Source organism: Bacillota bacterium, assembly GCA_023511485.1.
Classification (GTDB): domain Bacteria; phylum Actinomycetota; class Aquicultoria; order Aquicultorales; family Aquicultoraceae; genus CADDYS01.
This window is the reverse complement of the sequence record JAIMBH010000019.1, coordinates 19,647-43,577: the sequence shown is the minus strand read 5'-3', so window position 1 is coordinate 43,577 and position 23,931 is coordinate 19,647. Positions and strand designations below refer to the sequence as shown.

Here is a 23,931-nt window from a genome sequence, read left to right as displayed (position 1 = left end):
GGTCAAGGGCAAAGAAAGTAAATCTTATAGAATCATTTAATCCCAGCTGGAAGGATTTAAGTGAAGGGTGGCTCTAGGCTTAAAAAGTTAGAAAATATAATTGAGATCCCTCCACTGCGGGCTATCGCCCTCCGGTCGGGATGACAAAAAAGAGTGCTTGGGATGACAAAAAAAAGAGTGCTTGGGATGACTGATATTTAAAGAGAACTCCTTGCAGCACCCAAATTGTAAGGCTGTATGCCGCTTGACCAGTAGTTATTAGATGCTAAAATAAGGGATGCGGAAGTCAAGAAAATTAGTTTTTCCTTGTTGGATTATGCACTCAACTTGTTGGGCACGTATTTGAATGCACCTGCTGTGGTGCTCCTCAAACCCAATATAAATAGCCCTCTTTGAAAAAGAGGGCTATTTATATTGGGTTATATTTAGTATATTGGGTTATATTGAGGTTTATGCCTTTGTTTGCTATTAAGCGATTGGCTTGCCCGCACCAGGCCCCGGCTTGAGACTATGAATCTCCTCGACATGAATTTTAACCACAGCAATCGGCACAGGACTTGTTACTATCTCCCCCCTTTATTTTATCCGTTTTGAGATTGCCTTAAATTCCTCGGTGCCAGCAGCGCCTAGCAGCTGAAAGAGCACTGTTTCGGTACATGTTACAACCGCACCAGCGTTTTGCATAAAACCAAGAGCAACCTTCCAATTATCCTTTGTCCTTGAACAGACCGCATCTGATACAACGTGAACATCGTACCCGTCTTGCATAAGTCCAAGGCCGGTCTGAAGCACGCAAATGTGCGTCTCCATACCAACCATTACTATCTTTCTTCTTCCTATCTCCTTAAGCTTTCCAGAAAATCCAGCTGCTTCGCAGCAGTTAAACGACACCTTCTCAACTAAAACATGATCAGGCAAAGCCTCTTTTATCTCGGTGATAGTTGGCCCAAGGCCCTTTGGGTACTGCTCGGTTACAACAATCGGCATATTAAACATCTTGGCAAGCTCAATTAGGTGCAAGCTATTATCTACAACCTTCTGCCTCTGCGACATAACAGCTGCCAGACGCTCTTGTATGTCTATGATAAGCAGAAGGGTATCATCTCTATTTAGGGTAAATTTATTCATTTAGCTCTCCTTGAGACATGATTCAAGCTGCAAAAGCTATCAACACTCAGCTTTTTGTCTATTGTCTTTAAGCTGATGGCTGATAGCTTCTTTTAGTATGAAAAATCAGGGCCAGCCCTATTACCGGCCCTGATATAAACTATAGTATTACAGCCTCTCTTTGACCAGAGCATCAACAACAGCCGGTTCGGCAAGGGTTGAGATATCACCAAGCTCATCAATCTGACCGTGGGCAATCTTTCTTAAGATTCTCCTCATGATCTTACCACTTCGAGTTTTGGGTAGACCAGCGGCAAACTGCATCTTATCGGGCGTTGCAATCGGGCCGATAACTGTTCTTACGTGTCCAATAAGCTCTTTTTGAAGTTCTGGCGAGGGGTTAAAACCGTCCTTTAAAGTCACGTAAACATAGATTCCCTCGCCCTTTACGTCATGCGGAAATCCAACAACTGCAGCCTCAGCAACTGCCTGGTGGCTAACTAAAGCAGATTCAATCTCGGCTGTACCAAGCCTGTGGCCTGAGACGTTGATAACATCATCGATCCGACCCATAAGCCAGTAATCACCGTCTTCATCAACCCGCGCACCGTCACCGGTGAAGTACAGCCCGGGAAATCTCTCGAAGTAGACCTCTTTCATACGCTTGTTCTCAGGATCGCCGTAAGTTCCTCTTAGCATACCGGGCCACGGTTTTTCGATTACAAGGTAACCACCCTCGTTAACTTCTGCTGGTGAGCCGTCTTGCCTTATAACTTTCGGGACAACACCAAAAAACGGCCTGGTCGCAGAGCCGGGCTTTAAGGTCATCGCGCCGGGTAGCGGAGTAATCAAAAACCCACCGGTCTCAGTCTGCCAGTAGGTATCAACAATCGGAAGTTTTTCTTTCCCTACATTCTTGTAATACCACATCCACGCCTCAGGATTAATAGGTTCGCCAACAGTTCCTAAAACCTTAAGGGATGAGAGGTCATATTTCTTTACCCAGCTTTCACCTTCCTTCATAAGCGCCCTAATTACCGTTGGAGCTGTGTAAATTATATTAACCTGGTGCTTATCTACTATTTCCCAGAACCTACCCGGGTTAGGATAACTTGGGATACCCTCAAACATTAAGCTTGTCGCACCGGCCGCAAGTGGCCCGTATACGACATAGCTGTGGCCAGTAACCCAGCCGATATCTGCCGTACAGAAGTGGATATCCTCTTCCTTGTAGTCAAAAGACCATTTAAACGTAAGGTCCGTGTATAGCAAATAGCCGGCAGTAGTGTGAAGGACGCCTTTCGGCTTGCCGGTTGAGCCCGAAGTATAAAGTATAAATAGCGGGTCCTCGGCATCCATGTGCTCAGGCTCAACATAGTTGCAAACATCTTCGGCCCCCATCTCTTGATGCCACCAGGTATCTCTTCCCTCTTTCATGGGGACCTCGCCACCGTCTCTCTTGACGACGATTACGCTTTCTATCGTCGGGCATTCCTCAAGTGCGACGTCGCTATTTGCTTTTAACGGTACAAGCTTTCCACCCCGCACACCATTATCTGCAGTAACCAGTACCTTTGCCTCGCAATCCCGGATACGATCACGGAGCGCCTGGGAGCTAAACCCGCCGAACACGACGCTATGAATCGCGCCGATTCTTGCACATGCAAGCATAGAAATCGCAAGTTCAGGTATCATTGGTAGATAAAGCGATACCCTATCACCTTTCTTTACTCCCTTTTTCCTTAAAACATCCGCAAACCTATTTACCTCGCAAAAAAGCTGCTGGTAAGTGTAAGTTTTATAGCTTCCGTCATCGGCTTCCCAAATCAGAGCAGCCTTGTTTCTCCTCCAGGTCTTAATATGCCTGTCGAGACAGTTATACGAAGCGTTTAACTTGCCTCCCTGGAACCACTTGATTTCCGGCTTAAAGAAATCATATTCCAAAACCTTGTCCCACTTTTTAAACCAGGTAAGCTCTTTTTCGGCCATCTCGCCCCAGAACTCCTCCGGGTTCTCGATGGATTTCTTATAGAGAGCCTCATACTCCTCCATGCTCTTTATGTAAGCATTTGCACTAAATTCCGGTGCCGGCGGAAATGCCCTTAGCTCCTCTAGTAGAACTTCCATGCCTTTTTCTTCAGTCATAATCTTCCCCCTCGTACTCCCTCTTTGTCTGTCAGTAAAGGGTCAGACCCAATCCCCCATACGCTCTCCATGAAGTTTGGTTTACCCTTGCCTGTCATCCTTGGCCTGCGTTTAAGTATAGCAAATCAGGATAGCAACTGCATGGACTGCATATAAGGGTTATTCAGATCCGACCCTGAATTACCTGCTTACCGGCAATACCCCTGCTTAATTAAGACTCAGCGCCAACTCCCATATAGAGCCGGACTTTTTTCTCATCAAACTTCTCCTGCGCAACAGCGTCTGGAGCGACTAGTGAGACGAGTATCCCAGCTAAAAACGACGCGGGAATTGAGATAAGTGCCGGATTACTCAACGGGAAAATACCTACAGGTACTTTCGTGGCGACACCGTTTACCATTGTCGTTGTAAAGTGACCAAGCACTTCCCCCCAAACTGTTGGGCCAAGGAAGATAAGGCCGACCGATAATATCAAACCCGTCCAAATAGCCGCCACGGCACCGGCGGTTGAGAACTTCTTCCATGTAATTGACATAAGAATCGCTGGGAAATTTGCGCTTGCAGCAACAGCAAATGCAAGCCCTACCATGTAGGCCACGTTCTGCTCCTTAAAGGCGATCCCAAGGAAGATGGCGATAAGACCAAAGACTACAGTCGAGATTTTTGCAACCCTCATTTCATCTTTCTCGGTGCTCTTGCCCCTCTTAAATACACTAGCATATAAATCGTGGGAGAAGGCGGACGCACCCGAAAGAGTAAGCCCCGAGACAACTGCAAGAATCGTCGCAAAAGCCACGGCTGCAATAAATCCAAGGAATATCGGTCCTCCGAGTGCTTCTGCAAGAAGTGGTGCCGCCATGTTACCCTTCTTGTCAATACTGGTAATAATATCCTTGCCAACAAGAGATGCAGCACCAAAGCCCATAATGAATGTCAGGATATAGAAATATCCAATCCAAGCGGTGCCGTAATTTACCGAATTTCTTGCTGCTTTGGTATCCGGTACGGTGTAAAATCTCATTAGGATGTGCGGCAACCCGGCAGTTCCAAACATGAGCGCGAGGCTAAGCGATATCGTATCTATCGGTTTAGCCAGGAGTTTGCCGGGTTGCAGCATTTTAAATCCAGTGCCCGCCTCAGCGGTACCTTTGGCAAGCTCGTTAACCTTCTCAACGGCAGCACCAAATACCTGATCAAAGCTGAACCCATATTTAGCCAGCACAAGAACAGAGAGCAGTGTCGAGCCGGCTAGCAGCAATCCCGCCTTTATGATCTGAACCCATGTCGTTGAGAGCATGCCTCCAAATAGAACGTAGGCGATCATAAGAACACCTACTATAACGATGGCAGCTTCATACGGAAGGCCCAAGAGCATCTTAATCAAAGTTCCTGAACCTACCATCTGAGGTATGAGATATATAGTAACAACTGTGACCGCCGATACAGCAGCTGCCGTCCTTACCGGCCCTTGCCTTAACCTGTAGGCCACTACATCGGCAAAAGTATATTTGCCGAGGTTCCTGAGCGGCTCAGCGACAAGAAACATTACTATCGGCCAACCAACCAGAAAACCAATCGCATAGATAAGCCCATCAAAACCACTAAGGGCAACCATGCCGGCAATACCTAAAAACGACGCCGCGCTCATGTAGTCACCGGCCAGCGCAAGCCCATTCTGCCCGGCAGTAATGTTTCTACCTGCAGCATAGAACTCTTTTGCGGTCTTTGTCTTCTTCGCAGCCCAATACGTAATCCCAAGCGTAATTATGACAAATAGAAAGAAGAACGCTATGGCTATTGGATTAGTTTGTCCCAGACTCGTATTCATTCCTTAACCCCCTATCTTTTCTTTAAGTTGATCAACCATGCTATCGTATTTCCTGTTGGCCCATCTGGCATAGATAAAAACAAAAATCCAGGATAAGACGATAACTGCAACACCTATCGGCAGCCCTATAGTGATGTTGGGAGAGAGCGTCTTGCTGAGCGTTTCCTTGCCGTAAGCCATGAGCAAGATAAATCCGTAGTAGACGATTAGGGTCAAAGCCGTCAGTACCGCCGCAATCCTGTTCCTTGTTGAAGAGAGCCTGATAAAATCAGGATCGTTTAAAATTCTATCGGTTGATTCCTTATTAATAGTTGCGTTTTCCTTGACCTTAACAGCCATTCGTTGCACCTCCTTAACCAATTAGAGACTGGGTCTAAAGCGGATCTAAAGATTATTAATCAGGGCCGAGGAACGGAACTTATCACCTCCCCTTGAAGGATTACCAATGGCAAGAAGCTCGTCTACGCTTTTTGCTCCTAAGCCTAAAAGCAGGTGCAGAAGCCTCTGTAAAATCTGGGCTGTAATAAAGGCATCAAAAATTGCATTGTGTGCACCCTTCACTGGAATACTAAAATCCTCTGCCAAATCATAAAGGCTTAGATTACTTAGACAATCTTCAGCCGATCTCCATTTGATCCATTTATAAATGGCGAAGATATCAATAACTGGATTCTTCATTGCCGACCTGTATAATCTCTTTGCCTCCCTGTTTAGAAAACCCATATCTATAAGGGGACGAAAACCTGCGATTATATCGTTGCCACAAAAATCAATAAATTCGGGCAGAACCGTATCTATACCCGGCTCTTTATCCAATTCTGATGGCATGATGCCATGGATTATGACGGTCTCACCTGTTAATTCAGCCTCTGGACTGACCAGCTTATAGAAGCTATCTTTAAGTTCAATCCGACTTCCGACCATTTTAACTGCACCTATAGAAACTATTGAGTCCTTCTTCATGTCTAAACCGGTAAGCTCGGTATCAATGACTGTATATCTGGCCTGGTCAATAGGCATGCCCTTTTCACCGTTCCCACCTAACTTCTTAAACTTACCCTTTGACCATTTAGCCAACCTCATGGTGCACAACTCCCAGGCGATATCGCTGATCTATAAGTTCTTGTATTTTGGATATAAGACGGAAAATATCTTTAAGGGTTTGCTTTTCGAGAATGCTTAGCTTGTTTGGGTTGATGAAGTTGTCTGGCTCGACACCCGCCTGTATTTGCTCAAGCTGATGCAGCATCCTAAGCAGCATCATGAACTCAAAAGATTGCTCCAGCTCCTCTGCATATTCATCAAGCAGTTCGTGCTGCCCTTTAAGGGCCTTAATGCGTTCAAGCGTAGATGTCTCTTTCACGCCCCGCTCGAGGCTAAACAGTCTTACAATGTCAACGAGAAGCGCGATTGCACTTACTTTAAGATTGAACTGGTCTTTGTGCTCCCCGCTTTTCTCTACAACAAAGGTTCTGAAGAAACCGAGCGGAGGCCTGTTTGCTACAAGAGTTGATGCCATGCGGGCCAAGAAGAACTTTTCTTCTTTCAATATATCTACGAGATAATCCCTTAACGCATTAGCTAAACCAAAATCACCGTATAAGGGTCGAAAGTCAAAAAATATTGTAGAGAGCAATATTGCATCTGGAGTAGATGAAGTCACCCATTCGTTAAAATATTTTTTCCATACTTTTAAGGGTTGGCACCAGGTTGGGTTGTTTGCCATATACCCAGCCGTGCACGGGGGAAAACCGCATTTAATCAGCGACTTATTGATTCGTTTTGTTAACGCCGTAAAGTATTTCGAGGCGGCCCTCGCCTCTTTCGGGTTTTGAGGATCGGCGTATATAAGTGCGTTGTCCTGGTCGGTTCTGAAGGTCTGCTCTTTCCTTCCTTCGCTGCCAAAGACAACCCAACAAAATGGAAGCGGTGGACTGTTATCTCTTATTTCTACCTCGATTATCCTCTTTACCAATCTATCGTTTAGCTCGCTTATAATCCTTGCAATGTTGGTCGCCTTAGCCCCGTCTTTTAAAAATAGAGCCACCAGATTGCTTATCTCGGCAGATACCGGGGCCAGACTCTCAACCGTATCTCGGTTTTCGATCTCTCTTGCTATGGCGACAGGAGACACGCCTTGCAGCATCATGAGGTCGTGATTGGTCACTATCCCCTTGATGTTTCCTTTATCCATGACCAATAGATGGTGGATGTTATGGCGAACCATCTTTAGAATCGCCTCAAAGCAGTATTCATCCATATCAATGCTTATCAATGAATCGCTCATGATATCTTTAACCGGTCTGGAAGCATCCCTGCCGGCTGCAACGACTTTTTCCCTCAAGTCTCTATCGGTAACTATACCTACCGGCACCCCATTCTTATCCACGATAACAAGTGAGCTGATATTGCGCTTAGCCATCGCTTTTGCCGCTTCCTGGATAGTTGTGTCTGGCGGTTTTGTGATAAGTCGTTTAGTAGTTATCTCGCCAACGGGCGTTGTGTAAGGTAGGCTACTCCCCATGCGGTGAAGAAAAATCTTTTCATTGAGCTGGCTGGATGTCTTATCCACATATTTTACGAGGTAGGATTTCAGAAAATACTCAACAAAGGCCGGGTTGTAGTCATGAAGCTTAAAGAATGTATCTCTATCTATGAGGTAGCAAATGGTATCTTCAACTGCAACAACGCCTGTGCGTGACCTATCGCCGCTATAAAGCGAAACGAAACCGAACGAATCACCTTCACTTCTAAAATCGATAACAGCCTCACCGCTGTCCGACTTTACGAACACCTTAACCCCACCTTTTTTGATAACGTGCAGATATTTACTTGGAGGCCCCTCTTGCGCTAAAATTTCAGTCCCTTTTGGGTAAAACTCTATCGATATCTTGCTTGCTATCGACCTGATAACCGATGTATCAAGAAACTGAAACGGCGGCACCTTTCCAAGAAAATCCGCTATATCGTTTGTTATCAATTCTCCTCCGAACTATTGAAGAAATTCTTCAATGCGCTAGGCCACCTTAAACTCAACACTTTGATAAAACACTTTGATAAATTATCAACATTGTTTACTTAATCTCAGTATCTCTGTATTCAAGACCTAGAGAAACATTAATTTCTCAAACGAGCCACTTTAGGGTGCCACAGGATTCTTTCAGGGTTTAAAAGATTTCTGTCACAAGCTGAAATTGATCGCTTAGTTGTTTTGTAGCACCATTCAACCCAAATTTTGTACCTGCAACATTGCCCTATTGATAAAACGTGATCACTCCCGCTAGATGCACATGAGGCCATTCTACCTGCCTGCATAAAAGCAACTTAAAAATTCTTGACCGACGGTTAAAATGTTTAGCTAACGGTATATTATTGCCAACGTACGGTAATTTAAAAAGATTAATGGCGCAATATATTTGATAAGTGAATTTAGTGCTTGGGAGAGCGGTCTTTGCACCATTCTCCACAAAATACGCGCCACTCCCCAACGTTAGATATCTGCATCCACCTTTCTACATGCCAGGCGAAATACCTCAAGACACGTGGCGGTTCTGATAAAAATCAGAAATGTTCTATAAGGGAAATAATAAATGCTTGTTAAAATGTTACAAATCGCTCATTAGGGTGTACACCCATTTGGAGGACAGAGGTAATTACCCCACCACTTCAGGCAAGGTTATTCTGCAATATTGCAGGAATCAACTTCGTTTTGCCTAAATATATATATAGGATGGAACTTGAAATAGGGTACGGTTTGGCGACAAAGGATTGGCAGTGGCTATTATTAGCACAACTGGATTAACCAAGTATTACGGCGAGCAGCGCGGCATCGAGGACCTTAGCCTTAAAATTGAAGAAGGCGAAATTTTTGGTTTCCTGGGGCCTAATGGTGCTGGAAAAACCACAACCCTTAGGCTTTTAACTGCATTTTTAAAACCAACCAGGGGCAGCGCGCAAATTTTGGGCAAAGATGCCTGGCGTGACTCTGTATCTATCAAGATGGAAGTGGGCAACCTACCCGGGGACCTCCATCTTTATGATAAGATGAGCGGTGACGAATTCTTGCGCTTTATTGAGCGTTTTCGCCCTCAAAAGCCTCCTGTCCTGAAAGAAGAGCTAGTCAAGCGATTTAATATAGACCTCAAAAAAAGAATAAAGGATTACTCGAGAGGAAACCGCCAGAAGCTGGGCATAATCCAGGCACTAATGCATAATCCAAAGGTGCTTCTATTAGATGAGCCCACATCGGGCCTGGACCCTTTAATGCAGCAGGAATTCTATCATCTTATTAAAGAATTCAAATCCCGCGGCCATACGGTCTTTATATCATCACATTTCCTGCCTGAAGTTGAAAAAATCTGCGATCGGGTTGGCATCATAAAGGAAGGCCGGCTTGTTACGATCGAGCGGGTTGACACCCTGATCGCTAAAAAGGTCCGCTATGTGGACATTTTCTTTGAAGAGCCGGTCAACCCTGATGATTTTCGCCTGCCGGGAGTTACTTCAATCGATGCAGTTAACAACCATTTACGGCTTACGGTTATAGGTGAGATCGACCCGTTGATCAAAAAATTGGCCAACTATAAAGTAGGAGATCTAATATCGACCCATGCAAGCCTAGAAGATATATTCCTGGAGTTTTACGAAAAAGGTGGCAGCAGTGAGCATTAATCTATTTCTTAAATCGTTAAAGGAGATCAGGATTAGCTGGCCGTCGTATGCACTTGGGATGGTGGCTTACGTATGGATGCTTTTGTCTGTTTATCCAACTGTTCAATCTGCAGATATCCAAAGACTCATAAGGACCTATCCCAAGGAGTTTTTAGAATTCTTCGGAGGCGGAACCGGAGCAAATCTCGCAACAGTAGAAGGTTTCCTGGCGCTTGAGATATTTGCTTTTATGTGGTTTGTCATCATCGGCGCATTTGTTATCGCCTATGGAACCGGCGCCATCGGAAAAGAAATCGATACCGGAACGATAGAGATTCTACTAAGCCAGCCGGTTTCAAGGACCTCCGCACTGATTACAAAAAGTATCACCTTATTTGGCGGAACGGCCGGCCTTGTCATTTTGACCATGGCCTCAGTCTACTTATTCGGAAATATCTACAATGTGTCGGTAAGAACAGAAGGAATCATTGCTCTTGCTATCATTGCTATATTGTTCTTTGCTGCAATCGGTGCGTTTTCCCTTTTTTTCTCGGTTATTCTTGAACGCGGTCGCGCCGCCATGGCCTCTGCAGGTATTTTAACAGCTATGTATCTTCTAACTGTTCTTGCAGGCCTGGCAGACTGGGCTGAGAAGCTTGATGTCATTTCACTTTTTCATTATTACGATTCAGCAAAGCTGCTTACCACAGGAGATATCCCACTGAGGAGTGTGCTCGTTTATTTTGGCACCGCCACCAGCTTCTATATTTCCGCAATATTGCTATTTAACCGTCGTGATATCGCGGTGTAATCCTGGGAGGCGATAGCTTAGCCCAACTTCCTTCCTATTGCCTAAGGTTTTATCACTATTACCTTTTGGGTAAAAAAGATGTAAACACTCTTTAGCGCTGATAATAGAAATATGCAATAATTATTGTCCGATAAATAGCTTTCAGACTAAATCAGTGCTATGATTTTAGAGGGAGTAAGAAAAGAAAAGGGTTGTGGTAAATTATGATATTTGCAACAAAAAGCCTTATTGCACCGGCACTTCTTGGTCCCATTGGAATACCAGAATTAGCCATTATACTGGTAATTGTCCTCATTATTTTTGGTCCCAAAAAACTTCCAGAGATGGGAAAAGCAATAGGGCAAAGCATTAGGGAGCTTAAGAAAGCAACTGAGAACAAGGAAGAAGCAAAAGAAGAAGAAACCAAAAAAGCAGCTGAATAAGAAAACGCCTTAGGAACCGTTAAATATAAAAATCCCGTTTTTTTAAACGGGATTTTTTCGTCAGTCAAGACGTCTGCCACGACCTAGAAGCCCTCGCCAAAGCTTCTATTTTTCCCGCCTTGGCTGACATTATTATTATCGGCATTATCCAGCACAACTTTAGCTTTTTTCTTAAAAATAACTGCCGTATTACAGTACTTGAACTTGCGCTCGTAAGGGCTAATTTTTCAATATTTTTCCCTACATTGGGTAAATAAAACCAAAAATTATCCTAGAATAAAATATTTCTACTAGGAGGTATGTCATGCCTACACCACCTGTTTTAGCCTGTACGGTGCACAGTTGCGTCTATAATGAGGGAAAGCTCTGCCACGCCTCTTCTATCCATGTAGGCCAGGAACACCCTGCTTGCGATACATTTAGACCTGGGGTTGGTGGCAGTGAAATCGAAAGCCCACAGGGCAATGTCGGCGGCTGCAACGTGTTGCTTTGCCGCTATAATGCAGACCTGGCTTGCGGGGCACCAGGGGTCACAGTTGATTGGCACGAAAACCACGCAGATTGCGAAACCTTTGTGCCAAGACAAGTATAGGCCCTTTACAGGCCTTTTGGGCTTCATTCAGCGTTAATGGTACTTCGTTTTTTCAGCAATTTTTATTGGCAAGTTAACGAGGGCAACACCAGGGCTACCTACATCGAGGGCAAATACGATTTCAGGTGTTCAAGGACTTTTATAAGGACAGGATCTGAGAAATTAAACTCAAGAGTATCGCTTTTACTATCCTCAGCATATACTTCCCTTTTTAGGGTCACCGATGCTTGATCAGGTCTTATGTCAATACGTTCAAAATCGTACTCTGTTAGGGCACGCCTTAACATAAGAGCAAAGCTCTGCTCTTCCATTCAAACCCCTCCTGATTGCCATCTATAGCTTAATTATAGACAGAAAAGCTGTCGGGTAAACACCCAGGAGGATTATAGCGGCCATAATAAGCATTATGGAAAGGTATAAGGGTCTTGATACTATGACAGTCTCACTGCTCTCTGGTTTTACCAGGTACATTTGCCTGATAACTGTTACGTAGTACCCAAACGATATCACGCTGTTTAGTACACCGACTACTGCAAGCCAGATGAGGTTCGACTCTACAGCTGATTTAAACAGGAAAAGCTTACCCATGAAACCCGCAAACGGCGGAATTCCTACCAGAGAGAACAAGAATATAGCCATCGCAATAGCAAGCATCGGGGCCCTCTTGTGTAAGCCCGCAAAGTCTGTTACATTCTCCCCTATCCCCCGCTCTGTCGTTGCAAGCACAACGAGGAAAGCACCAAGCGCAGCCAGCGAGTAAACGAAGAAGTAAAATATCATGGATGTATATCCGATTTTGCTGGCAACCGCAAGGCCAACCAGCAGATAACCAGTATGCGCAACTGCTGAATATCCAAGAAGCCTTCTTACCTGGCTCTGCGCAAGTGCGACCAGGTTTCCGATAAACATGCTCATAACTGCCAAGATGGCAAATAGAGCTGCCCAGGCCGGCGTGACCGAAGCGAGCGCAACTGGGAAAAGGTGGATGAGTGCGGCGAAACCCCCGGCTTTAGGTCCGGCTGAAAGGTACGATGCTACTGGAACTGGCGACCCCTCGTAAACATCCGGCGCCCAGAAATGGAACGGTACAGCGGCAACTTTAAAGCCTAGACCTACCATGATCATCAATATAGAGACGACCAGCATTGGGCTTATCGCCTTTCCGCTTAACTTATGCGCAATATCGGCAAAGCCTGTGGAGCCGGTCAAACCAAACAAGAGGGTCATGCCATATAGCAGAACTACTGAGGCTACAATACCCAGAAGGAAATATTTTAAGGCTGCTTCAGCCGATTTTGCATCTTTTTTGCTGGCTACCAGGACATACGCCGGAAGGACTGTTAGTTCAAGCGCTATAAAAAGCATGATCATATCGGTTGCCGAGGCCATAAACATAGTGCCCAACACCGAAAACAGGATCAGGCTGAAGAACTCTCCCTCACCCAATGTAACTCTTGTTTTTAGAGTTCCAAGGACAACAAGTGCGGTAGTTGCCAAAAGGATAGCCTTTAGTATATTTGCAGTGAGGTCAACTTCAAACATCCCATTAAACTCGCTTACTTCCAAGCCCCAGATATTGACTACGCTCGCTAAGCTTATCAGCAAACCAATAAGAGTAACGGCACCCAACGACCTCTTTGCCGCAGCGGTCAAAAAGAGCTCTCCCAGTAGAACTATTACCGCAAAGCCCAGTATTATTATTTCCGGCATTAGAGCCATCCAATTAATTTGTGAAAAATCCATCCCAGCTATACCTCTTTTTATTTACCTACTATTTGCAACACTGCATCGACAGCAGGATTAATATAATGCAAGAATGGCTGCGGGTAAACCCCTATCGCGACAATCATGAATATCAATGGCAGGGCACTTACAAGCTCTCTGCCGTTTGCATCATTGAAATTGCCCATCCATGCCTGCGGAACGCCAAATATGGCATTCTGATTTGCCCGTATCAGATAGAATGCGGTGAGAGCAAGCGTAATAACTGCAAGAATCGTGTAGACCTTAAAAGCCCCATACGAACCAAGCATTATCAGAATCTCACCTACAAACCCACTTAAGCCCGGCAATCCAAGGGATGCCAGCGCCGCAAACACGAACATACCGCCAAGAATCGGAATCTTGATCGAAAGCCCACCGAGTTTCGCAATATCGCGCGTATGAGTCCTTTCATAAATATATCCGACCATCAAAAAGAGCATGCCAGTTATAAGCCCGTGGTTTACCATCTGCAACACGGCTCCATTTAGCGATACCTGAGTAAGAGCCGCTATGCCCAGCATAACGTAGCCCATATGGCTCACACTTGAATAAGCAACCATCTTCTTTAAATCCTTCTGTGCAAGGGCTGTATATGCTCCATAGACAATACTTATAACGGCAAGAACTGCAACAAACGGTGCAAACCTCGCAAACTCGGTCGGAAGTATCTGAACTACGATTCTTATAAACGCATAAGTCCCCATCTTAAGAAGAATGCCTGCAAGCAGCACGCTTCCTGCAGTTGGAGCCTGTACGTGCGCATCGGGCAGCCACGTGTGGAACGGCCACATTGGTACCTTTACCGCAAATCCTAGGAAGAAAGTGACAAAGATAAATGTCGACAGATAAGAATGGTATCCTGATTGCATCAGCTTTACCATATCAAACGTGCCCAGGCCAGAAGTGAAGTAAAGCGCAAGTATACCAACCAGCATCAAGACACTTCCAGCCAATGTATACAGGAAGAACTTGATGGCCGCGTAGTTACGGTTTTCGCCGCCCCAAATACCGATAATAAAGTACATTGGGATAAGAACCAGTTCCCAGAATATGTAGAAGAGCACGAAATCTAAAGCCGCAAAGGTACCTAACATACCTACCGCAAGAAGAAGCATTAAGCTGTAGTGCTCTCTTACCCTCTCCTTGATTGACCAGGAGGCTAGAACCGACACTACCATAAGAAGCAAAGTCAGCTCAAATAAAGGCATGCTGATACCGTCAAGCCCAACAAAGTAAGATATACCTGCTTTGGGCACCCATGCGAGTTTCTCAACAAACTGCATTGTCGCCTGCCCGGCCTTGTAATTGGCTAAAAGCACAGTCCCAAAAGCAAGGTCGATAAGCGTAACTAGCAGTGCAACCGTGCGAATGAGATTAGCCTGCCTGCGTGGTATAAATTGCAGCAGTAGAGCTCCCGCTATCGGCAGCAGTATGATTATTGAAAGTATTGGGTAACTCATTCCTTCACACCCTTAATGCAAACCCAGATATCTAAATGACCAAATTATCAAAACTACCAATCCGATTATCATAAGCAACGCATAGTTCTGCACATAGCCGGTCTGAACCCGCCTTAAAGTCCAACCCAGCCTCGCGGTCACCCAGGCAACGCCATTTACGATGCCGTCGACGACCTTCTGATCGAAAGCAAGAACCGCTTTTGCGATTGCATGGGTCGGAACAATTAAAGTGTAGTAGTAAAGCTCATCCATGTAATATTTATTGACCAGCAACTTGTAAATCGGATTATCTTTGGTAATAACGCCCGATGGCAGAAGCGTTGTTCCATATTTTAACCATGCCGCCGCAATACCAAGAACGGCTAATAGAACAGATGCCCCCATAACCATGTAGTTTATATGGTGCTCCTCTCCATGCCCGCCTAGTATAAATCCCTGGAAAGCGTTCTGCGCTAACGGTGAGCCAATTAATCCAGCTGTTAGTGCAAACAAACCAAGAATCATTAGCGGACCGCTCATAACCAGCGGGGACTCATGCACGTGGTCACCATGATGACTAACTCTCGGCTTGCCAAAGAAAACCACAAAGATTAGCCGGAATGTGTAGAACGCGGTTAAAAGCGCGGTTAAAAGCCCAAATATAAATATTGCTGTGTGCCCGCTGCTATAAGCACCGGCAAGTATCTCATCCTTGCTCCAGAATCCCGCAAATGGTGGCACTCCTGCAAGTGCAAGACCTCCTATAATAAACGTTATTGAGGTTATCTTCATCTTCTTCCACAGGCCACCCATCTCAAAAATCTCCTGGCTATGAACTGCGTGGATTACGCTACCTGCACCAAGAAAGAGGAGTGCCTTGAAAAAAGCGTGCGTAAACAGATGGAATGTACCTGCCGCAAATGCACCTACGCCAAGGCCCATCATCATATAGCCAAGCTGGCTTATTGTCGAGTAGGCCAGAACTTTCTTTATGTCTGTTGCGGTAAGCGCAATGGTAGCAGCCATAAAAGCCGTAATCGTTCCGATTATTGCAACGAACTCAAGCGAAACCGGACCCTTCTCAAACAGCGGGTACGACCTTGCTACCAGATACACACCGGCTGCAACCATGGTTGCCGCGTGGATGAGGGCACTAACTGGAGTCGGACCTTCCATTGCGTCAGGCAACCACACGTGGAGCGGGAACTGAGCTGACTTACCGATAGCCCCGAAGAACATCAGAATCGCTATTAACGCAGCAGTACTCGGAAGCAGGCTTGCGGCAAACACCTTATCCATATCAAGCGTCCCGGTGGTTACGTAAAGAAGAATAAGAGAGGCTGCAAATCCCAGATCGCCAACCCTCGTTACCATAAAGGCTTTCTTTGCAGCCTGGCTTGCGCTTCTCTTTTCAAACCAGAACCCAATCAAAAGGTATGAGAATACGCCGACGCCTTCCCATGCCATATACATCTGCACATAGTTCGGCGAGAACACAAGAAGAAGCATGGATACGGTAAACATCGAAAGGCATGCATAGAACCAACCATAGCGCTTGTCACCGTGCATATAGCCTACAGAGAAGATCTGCACTAGCGCGCTCACCATGGTCACAACGACCAGCATCATTGCAGACAGTGGATCCAGTAACAACCCGAAGGTTAGGTGAAGATCGCCTATTGCAGCCCAGGTAAATGTGGTTTCGGCGTGTATCCCGCCGAGCACGTCGACCAATGCTTTAATTGAAAGTACAAAACTTATCAGCACCGCCGCAATTGAGACATAAGCTGACTTCTCTCCCCATTTCTTGCCAAAAATAAGAAGCAACAAGAAACTTACAGTTGGCAGTAAGACTATTGCTGATAAGTAATAAGGAATTATGTTATAAGCATCCATGTCTCTTCTCCGCTACCACTTGAATATATTAAACCTATCCAAATTTACCGAGTGCAGGTTTCGGTAAATCGTAAGTATTATAGCTAGGCCAACGGCCACCTCAGCGGCTGCAACCGCTATTATAAACAAGGCAAACATCTGCCCGGATATCACATTTGGCGTTATATATCTCGAAAAAGCGACCAGGTTGAGATTAGCTGCATTTAACATAATCTCAACCGAGAACAGAATAGTCACAGCATTTTGCCTCAGCAAAACACCAACTAGACCTATCCCAAAGAGTACTGCACTTACCACCAGATACCATGAAAGAGGTATCATTATCTGTCCTCCTTGTGCTTGGCTTCATCCCGGGCTATTACAATTGCCCCAATCAAAGCTGCCAAAAGCAACACTGATATAACTTCAAACGGCAAGATATAGTTTGTCATGAACAGCTTTCCTACCAGCGACACGCTATCTTTCGGAACTGCTGCATTTGATACCTGCAGCGTTGCCTTATTAAAAACTGAGATAAGTAGCACCACCAATCCAATAATCGATAGCAGTGTAAGACCTTTAAACTTAAATCCCGAAACAAGCCGTACGTTGGTCACCTGCGCAGTAAGCATGATACCAAAAAGCAACACGACGACAACGCCACCAACATAAACAAATACCTGCATCATTCCGACAAGGTCTGCATTAAGCAGGAAGTAAAAGCCCGCTATAACCAGCATCAGGTAACCCAGGAACATGGCTGCGTGAAACAAATTTCGCCTAGTTACTACCGCTATCGCGCTCGCTATAGCCATAGCTGATAGACCGAAGAATATGATTTGTGTCGCTAAATCCATAATCTTTACTCTCCTGCATAATATCCATAAAGCGGATATCAACTATAGACTTTTAATAAATGCTAAAAGTGTTAAGCTTTCAGCTTAATTTATTTATGCTCTCAGCTAATAGCTGAAAGCTTTATTAGGACCTCCGTAATGCTTTTTCTTTATCGTAAAAGAGTTTGTCTTTAGTATACTCAGCATTCTCGTAATCTTTGCTCATCTCAAGAGCATTAGTCGGGCATATTTCTGCACATAGACCGCAGAACATGCACTTAGTTAAATCAAGATTATATTTAAGAACCTTTCGATTGGTTTCATTGGGACCAGTTCTTTCAACATCGATGCATTGTACTGGGCATGTCCGTGCGCACATTGTGCAACCGCTGCAGTTCTCAGTCTCGCAGACCAAACAGCGGTTTGCTTCGCGGACAGCCTCTTCTTCGTTATATCCAAGCTCAACTTCCGCAAAGCCCTTAAGGCGCTCCTCAACAGGAATCATCCGCATGGGTGTTCTTCGTCTCTCCGGCTCAACCATGTCTAAGTAAACCGGTCCATAACCGTAGGGCCTTGCAATAAATTGAGGCGTTCTTCCCTCTTTTAGATCAACCCCACGCAGGAACCTATCAAGCGATTCCGCTGCCTCGTGGCCGCTTGCAATTGCCTGGATGGCAGCACCCGCACCTGTTACTACCTCACCGGCAGTAAACACCTTGGGGTTAGACGTCTGAAGCGTCAGTTTGTCATAAACAATGGCACCTTTTTCGGTCAACTTGATATCTGTTCCCTCAAGAAAGCTCAAGTCAGTCTTCTGGCCAATAGCTGTAATGACTGTATCTACTTCCATAATAAATTCACTGCCCGGAATCGGCTCGGGACGGCGCCTGCCGGAAGCGTCCGGCTCACCTAAGCCCATGCGTACACACTCAAGCCCAACAACCCTGCCGTTCTCGGTAACAATGCTTTTTGGGTTGGTTAGAAGTTCAAATATTATGCCCTCTTCTTCCGCTTCATGGATCTCTTCATAACGGGCTGGCATCTCGGACTTGCTCCTGCGGTAGATAAGATAAACCTGTTCTGCCCCAAGACGCAGCGAAGTCCTCGCCCCATCCATAGCAACGTTACCGCCGCCGATTACTGCAACCTTCTTGCCGATTTTCGGGTTCCTGTCAAAATTGACCTCTCTTAGAAGGTCCAGGCAGCTCCAAACACCTTCGGCATCTTCGCCTTCAATACCGAGGTTATACCCAGCCGGAAGACCAGTTGCTAGAAGTACTGCATCGTAAGAATTGATAATATCGTTCAAGTGTATATCTTTGCCTACCTCGACATTGGTCTTCAGCTCAACTCCAAGCGAGCATACTGCATCTACGTCCCATTTCAAGACGTCCTTTGGCAACCTATACTTTGGAATACCGGTCAGGAGCGTTCCGCCGCCCTGCGGATTTTTGTCGTAGATAGTAACCGGATAGCCCTGTTTTGCAAGAACCTGTGCTGCGGTCAGACCTGCCGGTCCTGCACCGATAATGGCAACTGTTTTGTCCTTTGTCTTTGGTACTGCCTGCGGATGAGGCATATCTCTGCAATAATCCGCCGCAAAACGCTTAAGGTCACGTATAGATATCGGCTCGTCAAATGCATTGCGCCTGCAGCCGCCTTCGCAAATTCTCGTGCAGACACGACCTATTGACGCAGCCAGCGTACAGCGCTCGCGAATCAAATCGAGCGATTCTTTAAACCTTCCTTTAGCAATTAGCTCGACATAGCCACGGGCATCCACATGAGCTGGACACTCATAAACGCACGGCGGAAGCTCACCGGCCTCATTTTTTTCCGTAATCGTTTTGTTGAACAGACCCAACTTATTTGGGAACTTCTCTGCCTCAGTTGTCTCGGTCATAACGCCCTTTAGCATAGGAGCACCGCGGAAACGCTCGGCAAGCTCGGGTTTCTCAAACGGGTAGAATTCTGTCACCCGAGGTGCTCTAAGCCTTTTTCCAGTGATGCTATGACCTATAAATATGCTTTTCCACGCGTCTATGAAGTTTGAGAGCCGTCCAGCCATCTATTTCAACCTCTTGTTAAATAATCAACATTACTATCCCAGTTATAAATATATTTAGAAGCGCCAGGGGTAGTAGCACCTTCCATCCTAAATCCATAACCTGATCTATTCGAAACCGCGGTAGGGTCCAGCGAACCCACATAATTACATAGATAACCGCAAACATCTTAATTAAGAACCATATTGGGCCTAAAAATTCTGGCCCTGGGCCATGCCAGCCACCAAGGAACAACACTACCGTTAAAGCCGCCGCGCCCATGAAAGCTATATACTCAGCAAAGAGAAAGAACATAAAGCGCATGCCGCTGTACTCATTGAGATATCCGTTTACCAGCTCTGACTCAGTTTCCGGTAGGTCAAAAGGCACCCTGTTTACCTCTGCCAGTGTAGAGACAATAAACACCATAAAGCCAAGAGGTTGTAGGAATAAGTACCAGATACTCTGCGCTCCAACAATCGATGAAAGCTTTGCCGACCCAGCAATCATAATTACGCCAATTATTGAGAGCGCCCGGGGCACTTCGTAGCTGACCATCTGCGCTGCCGAACGCATGCCGCCCAACATCGAGTATTTATTATACGAACCAAAGCCAGACATTATAACGCCGACTACGCTGATTGATGTGATGGCTAAAATATACAGCAGCCCTACATTCATGTCCCGGATAACAAGTCCGGGGCCGATCGGTATGACCATGAGCCCTATGTATGCCGGTAAAAACATAAGTAGGGGTGATAAACGAAATATCCAGCGGTCTGCATATGTTGGGAAAATATCTTCTTTAGATATAAGCTTTACCGCATCCGCGATAAGCTGAAGTGTCCCATGCCAGCCTACGTGCATCGGTCCCCAGCGCAACTGGAAGTCAGCGCTGACTTTACGCTCCATATAGACAAGAACAATAACGCCTATGCCGCATATGGCAAACACTACAAGCGCAAGTAGAAGTGCAACTGAGGCATCTATCGCCCATAACGGTAAACCGTTGTTGTTTGCAAAATCAACCAGCTGTGCGCTTGACAACATTAGCGATCCACCTCTCCAAAAACCGGATCGAGAGTGCCAAGGGTAAGAACCACATCTGCAAAATAGTGACCTTCAGCCATTGCAGGAAACGCCTGCAAGTTTGCAAAGCTTGGACCCTGTATCTTAACACGGTATGGCTTTGAACTACCATCGCTGACTATGTAGTATCCAAGATCGCCGCGGCTTCCCTCTACGTGACCGTATGCGTCGCCGACGGGCGGCCTTAGATATTGCGATACTCCATCCGCCATAACCGGTCCGTCGGGGATCTGCTCAATGCATTGCTCAATAATCTTCAGGCTTTCTTTGATTTCATCGGACCGGATACAAACACGATCATAGTTATCGCCCCTATGTCTAACAACAATGTCAAAATCTAACCTTGGATAAATAGAATAGGGGTCGGTTTTACGCACATCATGCGCAACACCGGTTGAACGCAACGGCGGCCCGGTAAGACCCCAATCAAGAGCTTCTGCAGCCGAGAACTCAGCTACACCAACCATTCTTTTCTTAAAGATGTAATTGCCGAGCAGAAGTTTATCGTAGTCAACAATGTTTTTCTTTAACCTGCGAACAAATGCAAGCGTATCATCTAACCATCCTTCAGGAAGGTCGGCTCTTACTCCTCCGATTTTCATGTAATTATAGGTAAGCCTTGCCCCGCATACCTTTTCAAAAAGGCGTAGGATAGCTTCGCGCTCATCGAAGTAATAAAACAGCGGTGTTAGTGCACCTGCTTCAACACCAGCTGTCATAAGAAACAGTAGGTGCGATGCGATACGCTGCAGCTCGCCGACTATTGTCCTTATGTACTCAGCCCTCTCAGGAACCTGTATTCCCGCAAGCTTCTCAACTGTAAGCACATAAGCCCAGTTGTTTAACATCGACGACACATAATCCATGCGATCCGTAAATGGCACAAACTGCGCGTAAGTCCTACTTTCTGCGATTTTTTCAAAACACCTGTGGAGAAATCCGATATTTGGCTGGATTTTCTTAACGATTTCCCCATCTACTGTAAAAAGAGCATGCAGTACACCATGAGCACTTGGATGCTGCGGCCCAAAATTGATGACCATCTCCTCGGTTTTAAAGCCGTCTGTGGCCATGGGGATATCGTCTAGCTTAAACTCTTTTTCGAGTTCCGCCAAAGCCTTCTTTGTTGATGTTTTATACCGTTCCTGTTCTATTCTACTCATCTATATCAGACCTATCAGATTTGTCTTCGGTTATCACAGATGTCTGGGATTTACTGGTATATCCCTTGTACGGAATTATACGCTCGTGTTTATAGTCTTTGCGCAGAGGATGCCCAACCCAATCGTCCGGCATAAATATCCTGCGGGGGTCCGGATGCCCTCTGAATATAACGCCTAAAAGATCATATGTTTCTCTCTCATGCCAATTTGCTGCAGACCAGATAGGAACTACAGAGTCGATAACAGGGTCATCTTTTGGCACTTCTGTTCTTATTGTCATAGCTAGTTTGTTCGACTTCTTGGTTGAGAAAATGCGGTAGACTAGCTTTATTTTATCCGGCATATCGACGCCGGTAACAAAAAGAAATAAATCAAATCCAGCTTCCTTGCAGCTTGCGGCTGCTCTTAAGAGGTCTTCCCTCTTAACGGTAATGCTATAGCCGACTCCGTCTTCTTTAACTACTCTTAGCTCGCCGCTATTTTCATCGCTCTGGCCATCTGTGTTAAGGATGTGCTCATCACTCATTAATCAATCTTTCCTCTTGCCATTATTTTCTGTTTCAACATTTCTATACCGTGCAGCACTGCTTCAGGCCGTGGTGGGCAGCCTGGCACATACACATCAACCGGGATAACCTTGTCAACACCCTGAACCACGTTGTAACTGTCGTAATAGAACGGCCCTCCATTGATTGCGCAACTGCCAAGCGCAATAACATACTTGGGCTCCGGCATCTGTTCGTAGAGATGTTTAACCATCGGCGCCATCTTATGTGTTACAGTTCCTGCAACCAACATAAGATCAGATTGCCTTGGGGTGTTTCGCAGAAGAATCCCAAATCTTTCGGCATCAAAACGCCCTGAGTTTATCATCATGATGGTATCGATAGCACAACATGCTAAACCAAATCCCATCCACCATAGAGAATTCTTGCGCCCCCAATTAATGAGGTCGCCAGCTTTAGTTAGAAGTACTCCATTGTCTAAAGACTGCTCTTTTACTATACCCACTTTAATACCCCTTTGCGCCAGGCATAGTAGAGACCCAGCACAAGTATTGCAATAAAGATTGTCATCTCAACGAATGCAAAAAGGCCGAGGCTCTTAAACGTAACCGCCCATGGGAATATAAATATCATCTCAACATCAAAGATAACCAGCAACAAACCGAAGATATAATAATGGATTTTAAACTGGACCCTTGGGTCACTTGTTATGTTGGGTACACCGCACTCATAAGGCTCAAGTTTAGCCTTCGTCGGTTTTTTGGTTTGCAGAAGTTTTGATAGTCCGATAGCTCCGGCCACTATCACTATGCCGATTACCGAAAAAATCGAGAAGTAGATGATTTCACTTACCATTTACAATCACTTTCGTCTTTGCTTGAAAAATCCTAATCTGCGCACGCTAATCACTGCTTGAACGGCAATAATAACAGCACTGATGCAGCCCGTTCAACAGCAGCCACTTTTATATATCGGTTTAAATCACCAGGTATTGAGTAATTAAGTGCTCCCGATAACCCTCTCTTGGGTACCCACAATAGTTCTAAAGTAAAGCAAACTCTTGTGGTTTAGCTTTGCTCAATAACCAATTCTATTTGTAAGTATCAAGGATACTTGTAATGTCAAAGCCTTAACTAATATACAAAAAAACCTTAGTACTCGACAAGTTCTACTTCGCTGAAAAATATGGGTATCTCTCTAGCCGCAGATTCAACCGAGTCTGCGCCATGAACTATATTCTCAGATATGTCCTCAGCAAAGTCTCCTCTGATCGTCCCCGGCGCAGCTTCCTTAGGATTGGTGGCCCCCATTATATCGCGGACACGCCTTACCGCATCATCGCCCTCTACTACCATGGGAACAACCGGGCCGGAAAGGATAAAGTCGACCAACTCATCATAAAAAGGCTTTCCTTTGTGGATGGAATAAAGCTCCTCAGCCTTTTCCTTGGAAAGCCTCATCAATTTCAGTCCTATTGGTTTTAATCCGGCGTCTTGGTAGCGCTTTACTACTTCGCCTATAAGACCCTTTCTTACGCCGTCCGGTTTTACCATCGTGAATGTTCGTTCCAATTTTGCACCTCCACCGGAGCGTACATTGTGAATATTGTTACAATGCACACTTCGTTGTTAATTTAGCAGGATTGGGTGACATTTTCAA

At 45.5% G+C, this 23,931-nt stretch carries 23 protein-coding genes; 4 read left to right on the top strand and 19 right to left on the bottom strand.

Annotation, left to right across the window (positions count from 1 at the left end):
* Positions 1-576: 576 nt before the first annotated feature.
* From K6T91_07695 to K6T91_07670, 6 genes are all read right to left on the bottom strand, one after another.
* The gene (locus tag K6T91_07695; GenBank protein ID MCL6472676.1) at positions 577-1,128 is read right to left on the bottom strand and encodes a hydrolase; all 552 of its coding nucleotides are present in this window, start codon (positions 1,126-1,128) and stop codon (positions 577-579) included.
* Between the two features lie 147 nt (positions 1,129-1,275).
* Complete coding sequence (acs, locus tag K6T91_07690) at positions 1,276-3,252, bottom strand: acetate--CoA ligase (GenBank protein MCL6472675.1); 1,977 nt, start codon at positions 3,250-3,252, stop codon at positions 1,276-1,278.
* 211 nt (positions 3,253-3,463) lie between these two features.
* Positions 3,464-5,080 carry a sodium/solute symporter gene (locus K6T91_07685; protein MCL6472674.1) on the bottom strand — a complete coding sequence of 539 codons (1,617 nt, stop codon included), beginning with the start codon at positions 5,078-5,080 and terminating at the stop codon, positions 3,464-3,466.
* 3 nt (positions 5,081-5,083) lie between these two features.
* Complete coding sequence (locus K6T91_07680; protein ID MCL6472673.1) at positions 5,084-5,419, bottom strand: DUF485 domain-containing protein; 336 nt, start codon at positions 5,417-5,419, stop codon at positions 5,084-5,086.
* Between the two features lie 45 nt (positions 5,420-5,464).
* Positions 5,465-6,163, bottom strand: a complete 699-nt coding sequence (locus K6T91_07675) for a 3'-5' exonuclease (protein MCL6472672.1) — start codon at positions 6,161-6,163, stop codon at positions 5,465-5,467.
* On the bottom strand, positions 6,150-8,060 hold the full coding sequence (locus K6T91_07670) for a CBS domain-containing protein (GenBank protein MCL6472671.1): 1,911 nt from the start codon (positions 8,058-8,060) through the stop codon (positions 6,150-6,152). The genes K6T91_07675 and K6T91_07670 overlap by 14 nt, the downstream gene beginning before the upstream one ends.
* 794 nt (positions 8,061-8,854) lie before the next feature.
* Between K6T91_07670 and K6T91_07665 the strand changes: the two genes are divergently transcribed.
* The 4 genes from K6T91_07665 to K6T91_07650 all read left to right on the top strand — a co-directional run bounded on the left by K6T91_07665 (position 8,855) and on the right by K6T91_07650 (position 11,555).
* Positions 8,855-9,751, top strand: coding sequence for an ABC transporter ATP-binding protein (locus K6T91_07665; GenBank protein MCL6472670.1), 897 nt, complete (start codon positions 8,855-8,857; stop codon positions 9,749-9,751).
* The gene (locus tag K6T91_07660) at positions 9,741-10,541 is read left to right on the top strand and encodes an ABC transporter permease (GenBank protein ID MCL6472669.1); all 801 of its coding nucleotides are present in this window, start codon (positions 9,741-9,743) and stop codon (positions 10,539-10,541) included. The genes K6T91_07665 and K6T91_07660 overlap by 11 nt, the downstream gene beginning before the upstream one ends.
* Positions 10,542-10,744: 203 nt before the next feature.
* Positions 10,745-10,963: a twin-arginine translocase TatA/TatE family subunit gene (gene tatA / locus K6T91_07655; GenBank protein ID MCL6472668.1), complete on the top strand. Its 219-nt coding sequence runs from the start codon at positions 10,745-10,747 to the stop codon at positions 10,961-10,963.
* Between the two features lie 304 nt (positions 10,964-11,267).
* Positions 11,268-11,555, top strand: coding sequence for a DUF1540 domain-containing protein (locus K6T91_07650; protein MCL6472667.1), 288 nt, complete (start codon positions 11,268-11,270; stop codon positions 11,553-11,555).
* A gap of 98 nt (positions 11,556-11,653) precedes the next feature.
* On the opposite strand, the gene K6T91_07645 is transcribed toward K6T91_07650, so the two are convergent.
* The 13 genes from K6T91_07645 to ndk form a co-directional block, all read right to left on the bottom strand.
* Positions 11,654-11,866 (bottom strand): hypothetical protein, encoded by a 213-nt coding sequence (locus K6T91_07645; GenBank protein ID MCL6472666.1) that lies wholly within the window; start codon positions 11,864-11,866, stop codon positions 11,654-11,656.
* Between the two features lie 22 nt (positions 11,867-11,888).
* Positions 11,889-13,298: an NADH-quinone oxidoreductase subunit N gene (locus tag K6T91_07640; GenBank protein MCL6472665.1), complete on the bottom strand. Its 1,410-nt coding sequence runs from the start codon at positions 13,296-13,298 to the stop codon at positions 11,889-11,891.
* Between the two features lie 17 nt (positions 13,299-13,315).
* Complete coding sequence (locus K6T91_07635; GenBank protein ID MCL6472664.1) at positions 13,316-14,779, bottom strand: NADH-quinone oxidoreductase subunit M; 1,464 nt, start codon at positions 14,777-14,779, stop codon at positions 13,316-13,318.
* 12 nt (positions 14,780-14,791) lie between these two features.
* Positions 14,792-16,654, bottom strand: a complete 1,863-nt coding sequence (gene nuoL, locus K6T91_07630; protein MCL6472663.1) for an NADH-quinone oxidoreductase subunit L — start codon at positions 16,652-16,654, stop codon at positions 14,792-14,794.
* Positions 16,655-16,666: 12 nt separating this feature from the next.
* Complete coding sequence (nuoK, locus tag K6T91_07625) at positions 16,667-16,972, bottom strand: NADH-quinone oxidoreductase subunit NuoK (protein MCL6472662.1); 306 nt, start codon at positions 16,970-16,972, stop codon at positions 16,667-16,669.
* A 2-nt stretch (positions 16,973-16,974) separates the two neighbouring features.
* Complete coding sequence (locus K6T91_07620; protein MCL6472661.1) at positions 16,975-17,490, bottom strand: NADH-quinone oxidoreductase subunit J; 516 nt, start codon at positions 17,488-17,490, stop codon at positions 16,975-16,977.
* Positions 17,491-17,614: 124 nt separating this feature from the next.
* The gene (locus K6T91_07615; GenBank protein ID MCL6472660.1) at positions 17,615-19,537 is read right to left on the bottom strand and encodes an FAD-dependent oxidoreductase; all 1,923 of its coding nucleotides are present in this window, start codon (positions 19,535-19,537) and stop codon (positions 17,615-17,617) included.
* 16 nt (positions 19,538-19,553) lie between these two features.
* Complete coding sequence (nuoH, locus tag K6T91_07610; GenBank protein ID MCL6472659.1) at positions 19,554-20,564, bottom strand: NADH-quinone oxidoreductase subunit NuoH; 1,011 nt, start codon at positions 20,562-20,564, stop codon at positions 19,554-19,556.
* The gene (locus K6T91_07605; protein ID MCL6472658.1) at positions 20,564-21,676 is read right to left on the bottom strand and encodes an NADH-quinone oxidoreductase subunit D; all 1,113 of its coding nucleotides are present in this window, start codon (positions 21,674-21,676) and stop codon (positions 20,564-20,566) included. Before K6T91_07605 ends, nuoH begins: the two co-directional genes overlap by 1 nt.
* An 82-nt stretch (positions 21,677-21,758) precedes the next feature.
* Positions 21,759-22,292, bottom strand: a complete 534-nt coding sequence (locus K6T91_07600; GenBank protein ID MCL6472657.1) for an NADH-quinone oxidoreductase subunit C — start codon at positions 22,290-22,292, stop codon at positions 21,759-21,761.
* On the bottom strand, positions 22,292-22,777 hold the full coding sequence (locus K6T91_07595; protein ID MCL6472656.1) for an NADH-quinone oxidoreductase subunit B: 486 nt from the start codon (positions 22,775-22,777) through the stop codon (positions 22,292-22,294). The genes K6T91_07600 and K6T91_07595 overlap by 1 nt, the downstream gene beginning before the upstream one ends.
* On the bottom strand, positions 22,768-23,127 hold the full coding sequence (locus tag K6T91_07590; GenBank protein ID MCL6472655.1) for an NADH-quinone oxidoreductase subunit A: 360 nt from the start codon (positions 23,125-23,127) through the stop codon (positions 22,768-22,770). The genes K6T91_07595 and K6T91_07590 overlap by 10 nt, the downstream gene beginning before the upstream one ends.
* A 296-nt stretch (positions 23,128-23,423) precedes the next feature.
* Positions 23,424-23,843 (bottom strand): nucleoside-diphosphate kinase, encoded by a 420-nt coding sequence (gene ndk, locus K6T91_07585; protein ID MCL6472654.1) that lies wholly within the window; start codon positions 23,841-23,843, stop codon positions 23,424-23,426.
* Positions 23,844-23,931 lie beyond the last annotated feature (88 nt).